This window comes from Polyangiaceae bacterium, assembly GCA_020633205.1.
GTDB lineage: Bacteria > Myxococcota_A > Polyangia > Polyangiales > Polyangiaceae > JAHBVY01.
In genome coordinates this window covers 106,886-125,440 of sequence record JACKEB010000013.1, presented here as the reverse complement: position 1 = coordinate 125,440, position 18,555 = coordinate 106,886, and the positions used below count along the sequence as shown (strand labels likewise).

Sequence of the window (18,555 nt, the reverse complement as noted above, 5' to 3'; positions counted from 1 at the left end):
GATCCACTCCGGTGTCGATCGCTAGTTGCCCAGCTCGGCCCCACACACGCCGCTGTTGCAGGCGACAGGTGCCGGGATCCCATCACACACTGCACACGATCCACCTTCCATGCAGCTGGAGAGCGCCGAATCGAGCTTGCCAATCTCCGCCTCTGAAGCGGCCTTGTTCACGTAGAACGCACCGCTACAGTGCTCCGTACGCGCGGAGCAGCCGTTGGTGTAGACGATCTTGCAGTCTTCCACTGTGTTGCAGCTCTTGTTCTGCTCGATGTACTGGAGCAGCTCGGCGTCCTGCGCAGAGCAGTCTCCCTTGCAGGCTCCGTCGAAGGCCCAAATTGGGTCGCTCCAGTAGTAGCAGGTGCCGACGGTCCAACCTTGGCCGTTCTCGCACGGGTAGCCGCAAGTCGCCGGCCCAAAGCCCCAGTTGTTGTCGCATGAGCTACTGGGCGCAGGCTTTTCCGCAGGGCAAGGCGGAGGCGGATTGGTGCCCTCCCAGATCTGCCACTGGTCGTAGCAGGTGATCTCGGTGCCCGGGCACGAGTCGTAGGGGTTCGAGCAAGCGTAGCTCTCCAACGTCCAAGTGCCGTAGTCGTTGCATTTGAAGGTGAAGGGATAGGTCCCGCTCTGGCAGCCAATTGTGTATTGGCAGCCGCCCGCTTCGTTGATGCCCTCAGGGCAGGCTTCGAAGGCTGAGGGCGGCGTGGTTGGACAAGCAGGAGAGCCGCCAGCGCCAGCGCTGCCTCCGGTGCCCACGCTGCCAGAGGAGCCAGCGCTGCCAGAGGAGCCAGCGCTGCCGCCAACCGCACCGCTACCGCCAACCGCACCGCTGCCGCCAACCGCGCCGCTGCCGCCATTCCCTCCCGAACCACCACTGTCGAACGCGCTCCCTCCGCACGCCACAGCCAGTGCCGCCGCGGTGGTCACCACGAACGGCGTACGAATGCCCTTCAACTTCGCTCGAGTCCCCAAAGCCATGTGCTCTGAAAAGCAGCATGCGTGCCAGCTCACCGGGCGTCTTCGTGCGCGGAAATCCGGGCGAGTCACAGCCCGGGGATGTGCCAGTTGGCACACTTCCGCGACTCCCCTGGCGACGCGAGTCGCTTAGTTGCACGCCTCGAGGCGCCGCTCTCTCGGCACGCCAGCACACCGAAAGCGACAGCCCACTTCACAGCCATTCGCTTCCACCGCGCCGCAGGCGTCTCCCTCCTTGGCGAACGCGCCGGGGCACTCCTTGGTGTACGCGAACTTCCAGACTCCGTCGCAAATCAAGTCGTACTCGGGACACAGGGCAAAGGGTTCACCGCATGGCGTCCCCAGCAACTCAAACGCCGCGCCGCGGCACACATAAGTCAACTCAACCGACTCGCCGCCGCACGTGACCGAGTAGGTGCACGCCTCGTTGTCCCAGTACGAGTCGCCGCAAAAGCTAGCGGAGCGCAGTGGCTCCGACCAACAATTCGGACCATTCCCACCCACTCCGGGTCCACCGGCGACGGTCCAACCGCCTCCGGTTGAGCTACCCGCCGTGCCACCAACTCCGCCCGCGCTCCAGTTGTGGCCGTCGTCACCGCCTTTCCCTGCGGCAGCGGATCCGGTCTCCCCCCCAGACGAGCCGCCCGCTCCTGAAGAGTTCCCTCCGCAGGCCCCAACCGCAAACAGCCCGAGCGCCGCGAGCGTCCAACTGACCCAAGTTCGAGAAAGCATGCGAGGTTGATTGCAGGTCATGTGCCAGACGCAACAACAGCCCAATTCAGCTACCTATCGCTTCAACGCACAGATTGGCACACGAGAGCGCTCAGAGGTGAGGTGACTAGGGCGCCTTGGGCAATCTGGCGAGCTTCGCTCCCTCGGGCGCCAGCGTACGCAGCAAGACCGGCAAGAATGCCGCGCGCACCCGCTCGCGTTCCCGTACGGTAAATTCGGCGCGCCGCTCCGCTTCGATGATCAGGCCTTCCATGCCCATCAGGAGACAGCGAAAGACATAGGGGTCCACGGCCACGCCGAGGCTTGCGCGCACATGGAGATCCAGCAAGCCAACCAGCGCTTGAAACACGAACTCCCGATGCACCGCCAGGGGTGAGTCGGGACGAATCGCCTCCGCCTGCAGGCTGATCAACAGCGGACCACCGAGCTCGAGCAGCTCGAGGTAGCAATCGACCGCGGCGATCACCTTCTCGGCGGGCGTCGCTGCCTTCTCTACGGAAGTGCGCACCGCTACCACGAGGAAGCCAGCGCAAGCCTCGAACAGCGCCTCGACCGCCGACTCCTTGGAGCGAAACGCCTTGTAGAAGGTGCGCCGAGAGAAGCCTGATGCCTCGAGGATGTGCTCTACGGACGACTCTCGCAGGCCATGACGCGCGATCGCGATTGCCGTTCCAGCGAGAATGCGACTCTTGGTGTCGTCCCCGAGCAGCGTTTCTGCCTCGGGGTAGCGCTCACACAGGCGCGCGAAGAACGCTGGCAGTTCTCGCTCGCTCGGCTTCGCGTCCACTGGCGGAGCTTAGCAAGGACTGTTGCCGCGAGCGCAGGTACTTCAAGGCTGAAACAATCAGTGGGCCGGTTTACCCGAAGGCTTGGCGCTCCAAATCCGCGTGCACAGGATGAAGCCCAGCAGCGCGAAGGGCGCCAGGAACACCGGCCAGTACTGCCAGTCGCGGCTCGTGATGTAGCCGAGACTGATCGACTGTAGCGCCGTGCCCAGATAGACGAAGCCGTCGATCACGCCCACCGCGGTGCCCGCGCCTTTGCGCCCGCCAAAGTCCATCGTCGCGGTGCCAGACAGCAAACCGTGGATGCCGATCACACACAGGCTGAGCAAGAACACGAGCGCGCCCAGGAAGTACGGCGACATGGGGAGCTCAGGGCTCGCCTTGATGCGCCGTCGGTCGCCAGCGCGTTGCTTCGACTTCGGATCCGGCACGTCGAGCTTCAGCTCCGTGCCGTCACGCTTGACGACAACGGGGATCACACCTGTCGACTCCGCGGCGTCTCCCGACGCGCTCTCGCCGGTGGTGCACATGCAGGTCTTCGCGTCCCACGTCGACTTCACGCACACCGGTCGATAGCAGGCGATGGCGTCTTGTACCTGCGCCCAGCCATCGAATCCCGCGCGGTCCCCGATGCTCTGGATCTCGTCACCGGCTTTCAGCAGCGTCTTTTCGTCCGCGTTGCCGACGGTGTTGTGAGCCGGCGCGAGCGTGAAGATCATCCCGATGGAGAACAAGGTGAGCAGGCCGTACATCCCCGCGGCAGCCGGGGCGCGACGGGACTGGAAGAACAGGTCGCTCACCCAGCCGGCGACGTTGCCGCCGATCACGCCTGCGATGAACAAGAGGCCGCCCCAGCCGCCTTGAACGAACGGAGCCAGGAACGCGAGGCCACCAAAGATCACCAAGTAGCCACGCCTTGCCCCTTGAGCGCGGCTCGCGATGAAGCCGCTGATGGCGGCCACGACAAAGCAAGCACCGATCACCCAGAGGTTCTCCCAGGAACCGTAGCGCAGTGGATGGTGGTCCGGCAGCGCCCACACCTCTTGGGCGTAAATCGGGAACCAGTGCATCACGCCGTTACGCAAGACACCAGTGCAGAACTCGATGAACGCGACCATCAAGATGATCTTGTTGGTCAGGATGCGCTTGATGAGTTCCCACGCGGGAACGGGCGCCTCGTCATCATCACCACTCGAAGCGTCGCCGGTGTCGAAGTCTTGGTGGCCGGCGAGCCCGGGGCGATCTCGCAAGAGGCCGTACTCGACGAAGAACATCAAGAGCAGCAAGAGACCCGGCATCAGGAACACCACCCACTGGGAGGGCGCGTTCTTGAAGATCGCTTTGGCGGCGTCGAGGAACCACTGGTTCACGGTGAAGGCGAGGAAGATGCCGCTCGAGATCATCGTGCCGAAGATCCCGCTGAAGCCGCCGCGCTCGCGCACATGGAACCAGTGCGCGTTCACCTTCACGATGCTGACCGCGCCGAAGCTCTGGAAATACATATTCAGCGCGTACAGGATCGAAAACACGAGCCTGAGCGGCGCCTCTTCCGGGTTGCCAGAGCCGGTGACGTGCCACAGATACGCGCCCATCAACAGGTTCGCGGCCGACGCACCAATCGCTGCCGCGAGGATACCTTTGCGACCACCGAGTCGGTCCACCAGCGGGCCGTTGATCAAGAACGCCAGGGCGTAAACCGTGGTGCCCGCCGCGAAGATGATGCCGAAGTCTTCCTTCGTCATCAGGTCGCCGAGCGCGCCCTTGGCCACCGTGAGGTTGTAGCGCCCCATGTAGAGGAACGCGTACGTCAGGCCCATCGGGAACCAGTTCAGAAAGCGGCGCCTGCGAAACTCCGCGGAATGGCTAAACTCGGCGATCTCTGTTCCACTCATTGGTTTTTCAATATGGAAACGACGGGTGGTCAGTTCTAGACGGCGCGCGGGAGACCGCTGGGAGAGAGCGTCGATAACGCCCCCAAATCTGCTTCGTTACCCGCCCGTCGGAGGCTCGGCACCATACACTGCAGCGCCCCGCTGGCGAGTGACGAAACAGCGCCCTTCCCCTTGAGTTGCCGCCCTGGCGCGGTGCCGCCTCCCCCCAAAAAAGGACGCGGTCCAAGCAACCTGGAGCGCATAAAGCCCACGCGCAGCGCGCAAGTCTTTGAGCAGATCCCGCGCAGGGTTCGGGGGTGAGGGCTGATCCGCGCTCTACGGCTGAGGCCAAGCCCCCGATATCGTCCAGAAATCGCCCGCCGCCCCGCGCTTCCCGCTTGACTCGAGTGCCTCTGTTGAACAGAGTTCGCGACTCATTCGAGCCCCTGGCGCGGATGGCCCCGTCCCGACGGGGAGTCAGCCTAACGGTGGAGTAGCCAAGTGGTTAGGCAACGGTTTGCAAAACCGTCATACACGGGTTCGAATCCCGTCTCCACCTCCAGACATTCCCCACCACAGCCCGTTCGCAACGCTCCAAGCAACTGGACGTGACGGGCTCGCGGGACCGCTCGTCCACTTGGGCCACGCCTCTGCGGTCTGTCTGCGCCTCGCCCGACTCGCTGGGTCGACCAGGCTCGAATCGAGTTCCCACCGTTGGCTAGCTCGAAGCGGCTGCAGCACGCGCGTTGGCGAGTTTCAGCGCACGCCCGCTTGCCTACATAGCTACATTGCTATATAGCATAGTCGCTATGAACACAGACCAACAGCTGGACCTGGTCTTCGCGGCGCTCTCGGATCCCACTCGGCGGGCGATCCTGGCGCGCCTCGCCGAGGGAGACGCGACACTCACGGAGCTCGCCGCCCCCTTCGATCTCGCTCAACCCACCGTCTCGCGGCACCTGCGGGTGCTGGAAGACGCTGGGCTGGTGAACACCCAGCGCGACAAGCAGCGCCGGTGGCGGAGCCTGGTGATTGGCGGCCCCCTCGCAGAGGTCGACACCTGGCTCGCGCCGTTCCGGGCGCAGTGGGAGCGGCGCTTCGACCGCCTCGAAAACTTCCTGGCTCGCGCCGAAAGCGGCCCAGCCAAACCCAAGAACGTCAAACAACCAAGCGGCAAACAATCAAGCGGCAAGTCAACCGCAGGGAAACGCCGCAAGCAGGAGAACTGATCATGCGCGCAACCATCGAACAAGACACCCTCACCATCCGCTTCGCTCGCCGCATTCAGGCATCACCCCAGCGCGTGTTCGACGCCTGGACTCAGGCCGACCAGCTCACGGAGTGGTGGGATCCAACGGGCGAGCGCCTGGAGTCGTGCGACGTCGACCTACGCGTCGGCGGCGCGTTCTGTTTCCGCAACAAACACCACTCCCAGGCGTTCGCCGGGACCTACGTCGAGATCACGCCGCCAAGCCGCCTCGTGTTCGAGGCGATGGGCGCGGTTGGCACCGTCCTGCTCGAGGCGAAGGGCAGCGAGACGCACATGGAAGTCACGATTCGCTGTTCGTCCCCGGAGCACCTCGAACAATTCGTGAACGTCGGTGTCGCGGAGAACACGGACATCACCCTCGACAACTTGGTGCGCCACGTGTCTGGAGCAAGCGCATTCCAACATGCGGAGCTACCCTAGCGCTGTCACGTGTTGCCTCGCGGCAATGTCCAATCGGGGCGATCGCTAGTCGGGGCAGTGCGCTTGACAGCCGCCAAGCCCCTTGCACTCGTTCTTGCCGCGACAGTCGTTGGCTCCAGCAACTGCGCATCCGCCGAGCCCCTTGCACTCGTTGCGACCCCGGCAGCAGTCGCTATCCGTCGCGGGCTCGGGCTCGGCGACGATCTGGCGTGGCGGAGTCGGATTTTGAGTGCGTTGCGGCTCCGGGTCCGATTCGTCCGCGATGGGAATGCTCTCAGGTTCAATCTCTCCGTCGGAGCTTGGTGAGCCAGCGGTAGGCGCTGCACCGCCGCAGGCACTAAGCAGTGCTGACGCCACCACTGAAGCCAAACTGCCGCTGAATGAGCTCGAGTGAGTCATGCTGACCGGAGAGCGTACGCCGTTTCCACATCACTACCAGCCCGCGGGCCTAGAAGTGTGAGTCGCCTCAGCAGAAAAGCCGTGCTAGCCGGCTCGCCATGAGGAAAAGCACGGGAGCGCTCGGGGCCAGTTTGTTCGTAGCGCTCTCCAACGGCTGCAGCGCCGCGCCCCCTGAGCGACCAGCAATCGCGACCAGCGTAACCGCTCCCAACTGCGCCGCGTTCTGGCAGCGCATGAGCAGCCACCTGCCGGGTAGCTGGAGCGCCCAGTTGCCTAACGGCAAGCAACTCACGGAGTCGTTCAGCTTGGTCTCCAACGAGAGCGTTCTGGTCGAAGATTTCGTGCCGCCGAATGGTCGTAAGACGGTCAGCGTCTATCATCCCGATCAGCAGTCGCTGATGCTCACGCACTACTGCGGTCAGGGCAATCAACCCCGACTGCGCGCCGCAGAGGTGAACGCCGACTCCATCGTCTTGCGTTTCCTCGATGCAACGAATGTCAGCGGAGACGCCTCGGTGCTGGTCGAAAAGCGCCTGCACTTCATCGACGCGGACGCCTTCGATCAGACGGAAATTTATCGGGGAGCGAACGGCGAGCTCGAAGAGACGGTATTCCATTTCAAGCGTTCGGCGCCCACCAAAGGCAACGCCGCGGACTGAAAGTTCGCCCAGAAAGAACTTTCCCTCACCTCAGTCGTCCCTTCCACCCTTCACAGGAGATCCGGATGAGTGGTTGGAGGTCGAAGTGCGTGTGTTGGCTGTTGCTCGCGGCGCTGGCAGGCGCTTGTTCCAGTTCTGAAAGTACAGGCCCGCGCGGCGGAGCAGGCGCCGCGAAGGATCCATTTAGCCCGCGAGTCGCTTCGTTCACGAAGAGCGGCGATCGCTTGACCCCGACGCTCAGCGTCACCTTCGAAGCGACGATCAGTGATCCTCAAGGAATCGATGATATCGTCTCCGTCAAGCTGCTCGACGTCGACGGAACGAGCTACGGCAGCTTCGATGCCCTTAGCGAAGGCACCTACGCCTTCACCCTCGACTGGCGGCGGGCGCACGAAGTCCAGGCGACTTCTGGCACCCAAGCGGGCGTGGAGCGCACCTTTCAGCTCGAGGTCATCGATCGCGACGACCACCACACCTTCAATCGCATCGATCTGAACTTGACCTGCGACACCACCAGCGAGGGTCCTTGCAACGGCGTCTGCATCGACATGCTGCAAGACGACTTCAACTGCGGCGGCTGCGACCTGGCGTGCTCCGGCGCAAGCACGAACCCCAATTCGCCGCTCAGCTACTGCCGCGAAGCGCTCTGCCACGAGGTGTACGAGAGCTTCGACGCGCGCACCTCGTGCACCGCAGCCTGCGCCTCTCTCGGAGGCACCTGCGACCACGACGGAGTGTGCCCCGGCGAAGTATGCGATCTCGAAGAGCAGAGCTGGGCTGAGTACGGGAACATGTCCTTGCGCGTCCCGCTGAGTGGCTGCGATGCGATCCCCGAAGCAACAGTCAGTGGCGAGTCGTTCAGCAGCCTGCACTGCAACTGCGACGACCTACCTGCGGGCCCTTGAGGGCTCTCTTCTGGTGTTCTGCAAGACCACCAAGCAGTTCGCGAAGTCTCGCCTGAAAACCAGCGACTGAGGACCAGCACCCACTGGATCTCCTAAAGCGGCAAGCCTGGGTTCCCTGCGTATCCTGGCTTTGGTAGGCTCGGGCGAATTTTGCCCGGGGGAACGCAATGAGACTACGACACTACGCGGTGCTGGGTGGCATCGTTGGCGCGATTGGCTGCTCGAGCAACGTGACTAACGCTCCCAAAGCTGACGGAGCTGGTGGTAGTGCAGGGAGCGCTGGAACGGGTGGATCCGCGGGGCAAGGCGGATCCGCTGGGAGCGGTGCAGGCGATAGTGGCGGAACGAGCGGGTCAAGCGGCAGCGCCGGCTCGAGCGGCAGCGCCGGCTCAAGCGGCAGTGGTGGCTCGAGCGCTGGCAGCGGCGGTGTGGGCAATGCCGGGAGCGGCGGCAGTGCTGGCTCAGGCGTCGCTGGAGCAGGCGGCAGTGGCGGAGCCGTGGCGGGTGCGGGCGGCGCGGCCGGCAGCGGTGGCACGGGCGGCGTTGGAGGAACTGGCGGAGTCGCCAACCCCACGGCCTGCGAAACCCTCGCGCTCGAGATAGGTTGGCTCGCCTCCAACAGCATCCCCGTCCAGCGCTGCACGACAGGCAGCATGGTCTCGCTCTACGGACTCCCTTCAGGCAACCCGGATCCGCTGACCATCTTGCCATCGGCGATGCGACCTACAGCGATTCTCACTTTCCCGGGAAACACCCACAGCAACACAGCGCGCCTGGATGTCAGCAACACTGGCGACGTCGGGGTTGCATACGGCACTCGAGAGTTCGGCTGGGTGGCGCTCGGAGCGACGATCTACTTCACCCAGCGGGGAACACCCTTCGGCTACGCATCCGGCTGGAAAGGCTACCACGACACCCGCTTTGAGCCCGTCACAGCGACGCGCGTGAATGAGGCGGTAGTCATCCAAGGCATGCTGGAGACCGACGACAACACGACAGCGGGCGCTGGCGCTGGCTTGCTCACCGATCTCGGCACGGTTCCGAGCGGAATGGAACCAGACGAGACCAAGTACGTTGCGGTCGCGGGCTACACCGGCCAAGACCGCGGGTCCATCGTGCGTGTGGCCACGAACGGAACGGTCAGCGTCGTTGGAGGTCCAGCTCCAACGCATCCCTACGTCATGCTCAGCGGCATCGCGTACGGCCAAGGCGCACGCCAAGCGTTTACCCTCGCTTCTGGCTACACCGCCTACGCGGGCTCGCTGATCGGCTACCGGATTCGTGATGGCATCGTCTATCTCCACGGGCGCATTCAACTCCCGGCTGGCACCAGCGCGCTCGGTACCGCGGCGACGCTACCCATGGAAGCCAGGCCGCCATTCAACTACGTCACCGAAGGGGCGGCAGGCGGTGGACATGTCCGCGTCGATGTGAAGCCCAACGGCGAGATCTACTGGCAGCAGTACAGTAACCCGAGCGGCGAACGCTGGATCAGTCTCGACAACATCCACTATCCCGCGAACTAGCGCTTACATTTCCGCCAGGTAATCATCAAGCGTGAACCAGCGGGCACACCCGGTCTGTATCCGGTTGTTCGCGATGTCGTGTTCCGCAAGCGCTCACGTTTGATCCAGGCGGATTTTGGGGGGAGGTACACCGCTCCTCACCCCCAAACCGATCGTGGACGCGTTTTCTCGTGAACACCCAGAGTGGCTCTGGGCACTCCCCGACGAAGCTTGCGCGATACCGCGCGAGCCGCTTGAAGTGCGCTCGCTGTGAGCGTGCGGGAGGAACCATGGACTTCATCTCATTCAAATCCGTGTCGCTCGTTGGTCTGGCCTTGAGCTTGGCGTTCGCCAACGGTTGCAGCATCGAAACTCATGAAGGCGACGAGTGCGACGCAAACGGTGGATCGGGTTCACGCAGCACCGGCTCCGGCGGGTCTTCAAGCGGCCGCAGTAGCAGCGGCGGCAGCAGCAGCGGCGGCTCGAGCAGCGGAGGCTCCACTAGTGGCGGATCGAGCAACGGCGGGAGCAGCAGCGCGGGGTCTGGCGGCGGCACCAACACGGGAGGTTCCGGAAGCGCCAGCTCCATTCCGTGCGAAAACGAGAGCGACTGCGATCCGGGGTTCAACTGCGACTACCAGGCGGGGCTCTGTGCTCCGAGCGACGCGGAGACCTGTGAAGAGCTAGGCGAGGCCGAGTGCGGCACCCGCACAGACTGCGAGGTGATCTACGCTGGAGTGGACTGCAGCTGCGGCGCCGGCTGCGAATGCCAGGGCGGCGAGCCCGGCTGCGTGTGTGACTCCTTCGAGTTCTTCCGCTGCGAAGCGCTGGAAAACTGAGAAAGCGTCAGTTTCCATATGGTTTGATCGACCGCGGGCCAACCCTACAAAGCCCTTTGGCTTCTCGGGGCAGTTGCAGAATACTGTGCCCATGAAGCGAGGGGTGGGGTTCATCGCGGTCGCAGCCATGCTCGGGGCCTGTTCGGGAGACGACAGCGGCGGTGACGGCGGAAGTGGAGCGAGCGGCGGAACGGGGAACGCGGGCGGCTCGGGAAATGCTGGCGGCTCCGCGAACGGCGGCTCCGGCGCCAACGGAGGTTCCGCCGGGAACGGCGGCTCGGGTGCGAACGGCGGCTCGGGTGCGAACGGCGGAAGCGGCGCGAGCGGAGGAACGGGCGCGAACGGAGGAACCGCTGGCGCTGGCGCGAATGGCGGAAGCGGCGCGAGCGGAGGAACCAACCCTGGGATTGGCAGCGCCGCAGAGCTGGCGAAGGCGCTCGGTCGACAGCCGAACTTCCTGTTCGGCATGGGCAACGACTTGAGCAACGACCACAACCAAGACGGCGCGTACACCCTGAGTGCGACCGTCGACTTGCACTACGCCTACCTGGTCGGCTTGTTGGGTCAAGGCGGCTGGCCCGACTGGAACGCCAACGGTTCCTTCGTGAATATCCTCACGGATTCAGCAAAGGCCAACGGCGTCACGCCGATGTTCACGCTGTACTCCATGGCCGCGTGGGGTGAGTCGAATCTGAGCGTCCTGACGAACGACGGCTACATGGGCCCGTACTGGGACGGAGCCAAGCTACTGTTCGAGCGCATCGCGATCTTCGGCGATCCGGTCGTCGTACAGTTCGAGCCTGATTTTTGGGCATTCGCTCAGCTCAACGGCAGCGCCGCGAGCATCCCAGTGCACGTAGGCGCGTTGGCCCCGGATTGCGCTGGCCTGCCTGACAACCTGGTCGGAATGGGCAAGTGCTTGGTCAAGCTGGCGCGCACCTACGCAAAGAACGCGTTCGTCGGCTTCCACGCATCGATGTGGGGTGGCACCCCAGAAGCCATCGGCGACTACCTGGTGTCGATCGGCGCTGGTGATGCGGACTTGGTGACCATCGACATGCTGGACCGAGACGCGGGTTGCTTCGAGGCCCACGTCGACCCCGCATGTCAGCGCAACGACGGGCCGTGGTACTGGGACGAAACGAACCAAACCAGCCCAAACTTCCACGAGCACTTCGCCAAGGCGAAGACGATCGGGCAGAAAGTGGGCAAGCCCATCTTGTGGTGGCAAGTTCCATTCGGCGTCCCGAGTGACACGCCAGGCGGTACCGCAGGGCACTATCGCGACAATCGCGTGAAATACATCTTCGAGCACGTGCAAGAGCTGATCGACGCCGGTGGTGTGGGTGTCACCTTCGGCACAGGCGCGGGCAATCAAACCTACATCGACAGTGACGGCGGCCAGTTCGATGACGCGGTCGTGAAGTACTACGCGAACCCCGTCGCGCTGCCCTGAGCGGCTCCCATTGGCCGCAGCAGATCGGATTGGCCGCGAGCAGACGCTGAGCGTAGGGTCGGTGCGTTCGAATGCCAACTCTGGTTCTCTCCCGCCGCTTCAGCGAAGACTCCAACAGCATGTGGCGGGCAGCCATCGCTGCTGGGTGGTCCGTTGAGCGCTTGATGTCGTATCGGGTTCCCGAAGGCTTGGCAGAGCGCGACCCGGTGCTCTACGGCGAAACCCTGCTAATCGACGCTGTTTCAGCTGAGCTTGGCCTTGAGCTGCTCGAGCCCGACTATGGGTGGCTCCCGCGTCTCAAACGAGACTACCGCCAGCGAGAGATCGCTTCCATGAGTCTTGCTGCCGCACGGCAACTTCCGGTTCCCCGTTTCGTCAAACCCGTGGATGAGAAGCTGTTCCGTTCCCAGGTCTACGCTCCCGGAGAGCTCGAGAGAGTGGGCCAAGGACTCGAGGACACCACTCTGGCACTGGTGTCGGAGGTGGTCGAGTGGCAGCTCGAGGTTCGCGCGTTCATCTCGGAGCGGCGCGTGGTGACGCTCTCGGCCTACCTGCGCGACGGTGAGCTGGCGCAGAGCGCGGACGGCGAATGGCCCCTGAGCGACCGCGAGCGTCACGAGGCAACCGCGTTTCTAGAGGAGATCTTGGGGGATCCAGCTGTCGAGCTGCCTCCGGCGCTCGTGATCGACGTCGGGACACTGCGAACCCCCGGTGAGCAGGCGTGGCGCTGGGGGGTGGTGGAGGCGAACCCTGCCTGGGCGTCAGGCCTGTGCGGCTGCGATCCCAGCCGCGTCCTCCCCTTGCTGGCGACGGTGAACATCAGCGCCCGATCGGTCCCTCGCGAACTCTCAGCTTGGGGTCGCTCCAAGCACGAGCGTTGACAGCGTACGCCGGCTCAGGCTCTCAAGCCGCGGCCAGCTCGCGAAACGCAAGGTGCGCGCCTTCGTTGCCGATCACCGCGACCAAGTCTCCGGGCTCGAGCTCGAAGCTCGGATCCGGACTCGGCACCAACGCGCCGTCGCGCATCACCCCGACTATCGAAGCTCCGGTTCGAGTGCGTACACCCAATGCGCCGATGCTGCTTCCGACCAGCCCGCTCGTCTCATCAAGCTGCGTCCAGCTGAGTTCGAAGGCGCGTTCCGCCATGCGGAGCTGATTCAGTTGAAGGTAGGTAGACGGGCGATGCTGCTGAGGTGGCATCGCTTCTGCGCGCATCGTTTCCGTACGGCGCTGAATCTCGGTCGCAGGGAGCCCCAAGAACAGCAACGCCTGGCGAGTCATCTCGACACTCGCCTCGAGCTCGGGAGAGACGATCTCCGTCACCTGGAGCTCCCGCAGGCGTTCCACCAGCTCCCGCTCGGAGCTGCGAGCCACCACGTCAAGCTCAGCATTTGCCCGCCGCGCGCGCTCCACGATCGCCTCCGCGGTGACGATGCCCGGCGTGGTCACGACGAGCAGGCAAGCGTGCTCCACCTGCGCGGCTTCGAGCACCAGCGCGTGGGTCGCGTCACCATAGACGGTGGGCAACTGCTCCGGTTGCAGCTCATCGAGGCGACGCTGATCGAGCTCGATGATCACGAACGGCTGCTCGAGGTCGCGCAGCGTTCTGGCGATCAAGCAGCCGACGCGCCCCGCGCCGGCGATCACCACATGGTCGCGCAGCCCGTCTTGGGGGAGGTTCACCGTCTCCAGCGCTTCGTGCTTGAACAGGCGCTTCTTCAAGCCATAGAGACGCGCTGTCTGGCCACTCACGAGCGGAGTGAGCACCATCGTCACCACCGCAGCGCTCAGCACCAGGGAGAACATATCCTCGTCGATAGACCCCGAGGACACGCCAACTCGCGCCAGCACGAACGCGAACTCCCCGATTTGAAACATCCCGAGGCCCACCGCTAGCGGGACCACGTTCCCATACTTGAAGACCCTCGCCAGCACGCCAAAGATCAATCCTTTGCCCAAGCTCACCGCGAGCACCAGCACGCTCACTTGCTTCCAGTGCTCGAGCAAGAAGCGCGGATCGAGCAGCATGCCAACAGACGCGAAGAACAAGAGGCCAAACAAGTCTCGCAGAGGCACGATGTCCGAGAGCGCCTGGTGTCCGTAGTCCGACTCCGACAGCACCATGCCCGCGACGAACGCGCCGAAGGCGAAGGACAGGCCCACCACGTGAGTGGCGTAGCCTACCCCCAGGCCAATCGCCGTGATCGCCAGCAAGAAGAGCTCTCGAGAGCCGACTCGAGCGATGTAGCTCAAAAGCCTGGGCAATAGCCGCGTTCCCAGCAAGATCATTGCCGCCAGGAAAATGACGGCTTTGACCGCCGCCACGCCGAGCGCCGGCAGCCCAACCGCGGGGTCGTTCAGCTGAGGCAAGATCACCATCAGCGGCACCACGGCTAGATCTTGCACGATCAGCATGCCAATCATCACGCGGCTGGAGAGCGTGCCGAGCCAGCCCTGGCTCATCAGCGTCTTCAGGATCACCATCGTGCTGGACAGCGATATCAACGCACCGAGCCACACGCTGGTCTTCCAATCCCACCCGAACCATTTCCCCAAGGCAAATCCCAGCGCCAGCGTCAGCAGGATCTGTAGTGGCGTACCGATCAGCGCCACGTGCTTGACTGGCTTGAGGTCCTTCAAGGAGAACTCGAGGCCGAGCGCGAACAGCAGGAGCGCAACGCCGATCTCCGCGAGCAACTCGATCTGGTGGGTATCGCTCACCGTCAGTCCACCAGTGTGAGGCCCGAGCAGCACTCCAGCCGCGATGTAGCCAAGCACCAGCGGTTGACCGAGACGCTGCATGACGAGGCCTCCGAAGAAGGCGGCCACTACGAGCAAGATAATGTCAGTCGCAATTCCCATGTGGACCCCTGCATGTGGTGTGGATTGCCTGTCCGGGCAAGGGGCTCTCGGTCTCAGGCGCAGGGGCCCGAGGTTGAGAAAGTGAGGCAACTAGCCACCCCTTCGGGTGGCCCACTGGAAGGCGGCGCTCGACTCGCGACTCTGCACGGACGACCGTGGGCGCTTTTGAGCTAGACTGGACGCTGTGGGGGTGCCGGAGTTCGACGAGTCGGAGTGGCCGATCCTTCGGGTGACGTTCGATGTGAGCATCTCGCCTACCGAGGTCGACGCGTACCTCGCTCGCTGCTCAGAGTTGCTCAGCCGGCGCGAGCGCATGGGGCTCTTGATTGATGCGCGCAGAGCCGATGTGCCCGATGCCAAGACTCGCGCCCGCTTCGTGGAGTTCTTCGACGTCCAGCGCCCGCGCACCCGACGCTACATCGCAGGGATGAGCGTGGTGCTGCGCACCGCCATGGGACGTGGCGTGGTGACCGCGGTGACCTGGATGGAGAGCCCCTCCTTCCCTGTGAAGAGCTTCGAACACGCCTCAGAGGCGCGGCTCTGGCTGAAGGATCTGCTGGGCGCCCACTAGGCTCTGCGACCTGTTCCACGGAGTGCCTGTGGATAACGCCTCGCACACCTCACGGAAGCGACGCTCCAGCGTCACTTGGGCTCTCTAATTTCCGCAGCGAATAAACAGACTGCACAACAACGAGAGTCGCGAGGCGACTCAAGGCGGTCTCGACCGGGTGACGGCGTGACCGCGGAGACGGAGCGAGTCATGGAAATCGCCGTCATTTCCGACCTTCATCTAGGCCAGCGGGACGAAGCGGACAGCTTCGAACACGACGACGCCCGCTTTGAACACTTCCTGCGCTTCCTGGAGCGGAACTTCGAGCGCATCGTACTGCTCGGTGACATCTGGGAAACGCTGACACCGCGTATCCCCGGGGATTACGAGGGCGAGCTACGCCGGGCCAAGGAGGCGCATCCCCGCATCGCCCGGCGCTTCGAGAGCGCGAAGTACTGGTACGTGCACGGCAACCACGACTGGGTGGCGGGCAAGGTCGACGGCGCACCTGACGAACTCACCATCGACCGAGGTGGGCTGCGGGTGCTCTTCACCCATGGCCATGATCACGACGCCTTCGTTGGTCATCCTCGCTGGCTCTCAGAGGCCGGTGTGTGGCTCGGGGGCTGGCTGAAGCGCTTCGGCCTGTCCCACATCTACCGGCTCTTCGAGCGCATGGAGGCCATCCAGAGCGAGCGCGTGGGCCCCGGCTCCCTCGAAGACTGGGCGAGCACCCTCGGCGTACAACGCCGGGCTGACGTGGTCGTCACGGGGCACTCCCACGTGCCGAAGCGCACGGACTTCCCGGGTGTGACCTTCGTGAACTCAGGCACCTGCTCGGGCGGACGACTGGAGTTTGCGGCGCTTGATCTGGGTCGTGGCCGGTTTGACGTACATCAGAGTTTGTCGGGGTAGCGCTGGCCGCGATTCCCGACGGCAATGCCCCCGGATGGTGTGAAAGACTGGTCCGGGCGCGCATTTTTCGCTCCTCGTTCCCGGGCCAGTGAAACCCGCTCAAAAGCGGCGCGTAGTGCCACACGCGACGTCCAGGGCTCCAGCGGACACTTCTGCACAGCTCTCGACCAGCCAGGTTCCGCGCATTTTTGGCAATATTTGCAGGGGACGCCTGGTTGACTGGTCGCCTGGGGTTCTGGGAACTAGATTTTCAGGACTCGCGGTGGGCCCGCCCCCCACGCCCTCGGATGACGATGGAACTCCTCTACTACGCTGGCTTGGCCTTCATCGGAGGCCTGATTCTCAACGTGATGCCCTGCGTTCTGCCGGTGCTCACGCTGAAGCTCTTTCATCTGGTCGACCACTCGGAGAACGACGCGCGCACGAACCGCATGCACGGTTTGTCGTACACGGCGGGGGTCATCCTGACGTTCTTGGCGCTCGCGGGCGTGCTGATCGGCCTCAAGGCGGCGGGACACGCCGTCTTCTACGGAAAGCAGTTTCAGAACACGACGTTCCTCGCGGTGATGGTCGCGGTGCTGGTCGCCTTCGCGCTCAACTGCTTTGGGGTGTTCGAGATCACCGTGGGGCTCGCCGGGGGTGAGGGCCGCGAGGGCTACGGTGGGTCCTTCGTAAACGGCATCCTCGCCACGATTCTCTCCACGCCGTGCTCGGCACCGATCTTCGGACCCGCCGTGGCGTACGCGCTGCTCAAGGCGCCGCCCTCGCATACGCTCGTGATCTTCGGCGTGTCAGGGTTCGGCCTGGCGTTGCCCTTTCTGCTCGTCACTCACATCCCCGCTCTCAAACGCTTCCTGCCGAAGCCAGGGGCGTGGATGGACACATTCAAGCAACTTTTGGGCTTCACCCTGCTCGCTACTGCCGCCTGGCTCCTCGGCATCTTGATGAACAAGCTGCCTGAGACGAGCAACACCCAGTTCCTCTACTTCCTCGTGGTGTTGTGCCTGGCGCTGTGGGCGGTGGGCCGCTTCGGGAACCTGATGCACAGCGTTGGGCGCCGCATTGGAACTCGCGTCGCGGGTACCGCGCTGGTCGCAGCGATGGCGTTCTGGGTCGTCGATCTCACTCCCAAGAGCGCGCTGAACAGCGCGGGAGGCGATCTGACCGCAGAGGCCAATTCAGCAGGCCTCACCCCCTCCCCCACATCCGGCACCCAAGGCAACGGAAACGTCCCAAAGAAGGACCCGCCGGTGGTGAAGAACGGCCACATCAACTGGGTCACCTACGACAAGGCCCGCATCGACGCGGAGCACAAGCGCCAGCGCCCGGTGTTCGCCGACTTCACCGCGGAGTGGTGCGTTAGCTGCAAGGCGAACGAGAAGGCCGTGATCGAGACGGACGGCACTCGGTCTCTCCTTACGGAAACGAACATTCTGCCGATGAAGGCAGACATGACCGACGAGAACCCGATTCTGGAGAAGGAAATGCAGCGCCTCGGACGCAGCGGCATTCCGATCTACGTGATCTACTTCCCCGACGGCAGCCACAAGCTACTCCCGGAGATCATCACCGCGGAGATCCTCCATGGCGCCCTGAAAGAGGCCTCGGAGCGCTATCCCAAGGACAAATACGAGCCGACGACGGGCTGAGAGCCTCAGCCTTCGTTGAGCCGAGAGCCTCAGCCTTCGTCGAGATCTTCCGCGATGTAGCTGAGGATCACGTCGTCCAGGCTTTGCTCGCTGATCCCACCACCGAAGATCGAACCTTCGTCAGGGCGCGACTCGAAGATCGCGGCAGGGCGCGAAGCGGCATAGCGGCCCGCTTCATCGGCCTTGGGCTCCGCTGCCACAGGCGTCCCATGCACGGGCGTGTTCTTCACCTGAGGTTCGGGACGGTGCAAATGTGAGTCGACGTCGATGTCCAGCTCCTTCTCCGCGACCTGGCGAGCGAGCGCGCGAGCCTGCTGTGGATCCACACGCTGCAGATTCGGATTCGACAGTCGCTTCGGCCGTTCCTGCGGGGGTGGTGGCGCAGCCTCCGGACTCGAGGGTGGAGCCTCTACCGCCCTCGGAGGCGGGGGAGGCAACGGGTGCGGACCGCAAATCCCCTCGATCAACTCGTCGAACTCACCGCCGCGCAGCGCGATGAACATCGCCTTGTGCTGCTCCTTCATCAGACGGCGAACGACTTGAGGCGTGTCCTCGCGCCCAACGTGCTCCGTGTACGTCGTCTTCTTGCTCTTGACGATACGCCCGCCGTCCGCGAACAGATGCGTGATCACGTGCGGACGCTTCACGCCGGAGTCTTCCGTTTGGATGTGGAAAACCCTGCCGCGATGCTTGACGTTGTTGTTGAATCCGAGCAGCGGAGGCGGCGTCTTCGGCACGTGACGGCTCGACAAAGGGCTTAGGGTAA

The 18,555-nt window shown here is 64.0% G+C and carries 18 protein-coding genes and 1 tRNA gene; 12 read left to right on the top strand and 7 right to left on the bottom strand.

Features of this window, described 5'->3' with window-relative positions; translation table 11 throughout:
* Positions 1 to 21: 21 nt before the first annotated feature.
* The 4 genes from H6718_16875 to H6718_16860 all read right to left on the bottom strand — a co-directional run bounded on the left by H6718_16875 (position 22) and on the right by H6718_16860 (position 4,381).
* Positions 22 to 975 (bottom strand): hypothetical protein, encoded by a 954-nt coding sequence (locus H6718_16875; GenBank protein ID MCB9587075.1) that lies wholly within the window; start codon positions 973 to 975, stop codon positions 22 to 24.
* Positions 976 to 1,101: 126 nt separating this feature from the next.
* Entirely contained in the window at positions 1,102 to 1,704 is a 603-nt protein-coding gene (locus H6718_16870; GenBank protein ID MCB9587074.1) for a hypothetical protein, read from the bottom strand.
* Positions 1,705 to 1,810: 106 nt separating this feature from the next.
* Positions 1,811 to 2,491 carry a TetR/AcrR family transcriptional regulator gene (locus H6718_16865; protein ID MCB9587073.1) on the bottom strand — a complete coding sequence of 227 codons (681 nt, stop codon included), beginning with the start codon at positions 2,489 to 2,491 and terminating at the stop codon, positions 1,811 to 1,813.
* A gap of 57 nt (positions 2,492 to 2,548) precedes the next feature.
* Complete coding sequence (locus H6718_16860) at positions 2,549 to 4,381, bottom strand: MFS transporter (GenBank protein MCB9587072.1); 1,833 nt, start codon at positions 4,379 to 4,381, stop codon at positions 2,549 to 2,551.
* Between the two features lie 466 nt (positions 4,382 to 4,847).
* Here H6718_16860 and H6718_16855 point away from each other — a divergent pair.
* The 3 genes from H6718_16855 to H6718_16845 all read left to right on the top strand — a co-directional run bounded on the left by H6718_16855 (position 4,848) and on the right by H6718_16845 (position 6,050).
* A tRNA-Cys gene (locus tag H6718_16855) sits at positions 4,848 to 4,922 on the top strand.
* Positions 4,923 to 5,169: 247 nt separating this feature from the next.
* Positions 5,170 to 5,589 carry a helix-turn-helix transcriptional regulator gene (locus H6718_16850; GenBank protein ID MCB9587071.1) on the top strand — a complete coding sequence of 140 codons (420 nt, stop codon included), beginning with the start codon at positions 5,170 to 5,172 and terminating at the stop codon, positions 5,587 to 5,589.
* A 2-nt stretch (positions 5,590 to 5,591) separates the two neighbouring features.
* Positions 5,592 to 6,050 carry an SRPBCC domain-containing protein gene (locus H6718_16845; protein ID MCB9587070.1) on the top strand — a complete coding sequence of 153 codons (459 nt, stop codon included), beginning with the start codon at positions 5,592 to 5,594 and terminating at the stop codon, positions 6,048 to 6,050.
* A 45-nt stretch (positions 6,051 to 6,095) separates the two neighbouring features.
* On the opposite strand, the gene H6718_16840 is transcribed toward H6718_16845, so the two are convergent.
* Positions 6,096 to 6,449 carry a hypothetical protein gene (locus H6718_16840; GenBank protein MCB9587069.1) on the bottom strand — a complete coding sequence of 118 codons (354 nt, stop codon included), beginning with the start codon at positions 6,447 to 6,449 and terminating at the stop codon, positions 6,096 to 6,098.
* Positions 6,450 to 6,547: 98 nt separating this feature from the next.
* Between H6718_16840 and H6718_16835 the strand changes: the two genes are divergently transcribed.
* From H6718_16835 to H6718_16810, 6 genes are all read left to right on the top strand, one after another.
* Entirely contained in the window at positions 6,548 to 7,108 is a 561-nt protein-coding gene (locus H6718_16835; GenBank protein ID MCB9587068.1) for a hypothetical protein, read from the top strand.
* A gap of 65 nt (positions 7,109 to 7,173) precedes the next feature.
* Complete coding sequence (locus H6718_16830; GenBank protein ID MCB9587067.1) at positions 7,174 to 8,013, top strand: hypothetical protein; 840 nt, start codon at positions 7,174 to 7,176, stop codon at positions 8,011 to 8,013.
* 167 nt (positions 8,014 to 8,180) lie between these two features.
* A complete protein-coding gene (locus H6718_16825; protein ID MCB9587066.1) occupies positions 8,181 to 9,539 on the top strand; it encodes a hypothetical protein in 1,359 nt (452 codons plus the stop codon).
* A gap of 269 nt (positions 9,540 to 9,808) precedes the next feature.
* Positions 9,809 to 10,357 (top strand): hypothetical protein, encoded by a 549-nt coding sequence (locus H6718_16820; GenBank protein ID MCB9587065.1) that lies wholly within the window; start codon positions 9,809 to 9,811, stop codon positions 10,355 to 10,357.
* 91 nt (positions 10,358 to 10,448) lie between these two features.
* Positions 10,449 to 11,813 carry a hypothetical protein gene (locus tag H6718_16815; GenBank protein ID MCB9587064.1) on the top strand — a complete coding sequence of 455 codons (1,365 nt, stop codon included), beginning with the start codon at positions 10,449 to 10,451 and terminating at the stop codon, positions 11,811 to 11,813.
* 71 nt (positions 11,814 to 11,884) lie between these two features.
* The gene (locus H6718_16810; GenBank protein MCB9587063.1) at positions 11,885 to 12,694 is read left to right on the top strand and encodes an ATP-grasp domain-containing protein; all 810 of its coding nucleotides are present in this window, start codon (positions 11,885 to 11,887) and stop codon (positions 12,692 to 12,694) included.
* A gap of 22 nt (positions 12,695 to 12,716) precedes the next feature.
* On the opposite strand, the gene H6718_16805 is transcribed toward H6718_16810, so the two are convergent.
* On the bottom strand, positions 12,717 to 14,675 hold the full coding sequence (locus H6718_16805; protein MCB9587062.1) for a cation:proton antiporter: 1,959 nt from the start codon (positions 14,673 to 14,675) through the stop codon (positions 12,717 to 12,719).
* Between the two features lie 190 nt (positions 14,676 to 14,865).
* Here H6718_16805 and H6718_16800 point away from each other — a divergent pair, with 190 nt between their 5' ends.
* From H6718_16800 to H6718_16790, 3 genes are all read left to right on the top strand, one after another.
* Complete coding sequence (locus H6718_16800) at positions 14,866 to 15,246, top strand: hypothetical protein (protein MCB9587061.1); 381 nt, start codon at positions 14,866 to 14,868, stop codon at positions 15,244 to 15,246.
* Positions 15,247 to 15,435: 189 nt separating this feature from the next.
* Positions 15,436 to 16,140 (top strand): metallophosphoesterase family protein, encoded by a 705-nt coding sequence (locus H6718_16795; protein MCB9587060.1) that lies wholly within the window; start codon positions 15,436 to 15,438, stop codon positions 16,138 to 16,140.
* 293 nt (positions 16,141 to 16,433) lie between these two features.
* Positions 16,434 to 17,789 (top strand): thioredoxin family protein, encoded by a 1,356-nt coding sequence (locus H6718_16790; protein MCB9587059.1) that lies wholly within the window; start codon positions 16,434 to 16,436, stop codon positions 17,787 to 17,789.
* A 29-nt stretch (positions 17,790 to 17,818) separates the two neighbouring features.
* Here the strand turns inward: H6718_16790 and H6718_16785 are convergent, their stop codons facing one another.
* Positions 17,819 to 18,505, bottom strand: coding sequence for a hypothetical protein (locus tag H6718_16785; protein ID MCB9587058.1), 687 nt, complete (start codon positions 18,503 to 18,505; stop codon positions 17,819 to 17,821).
* Between the last annotated feature and the right edge of the window lie 50 nt (positions 18,506 to 18,555).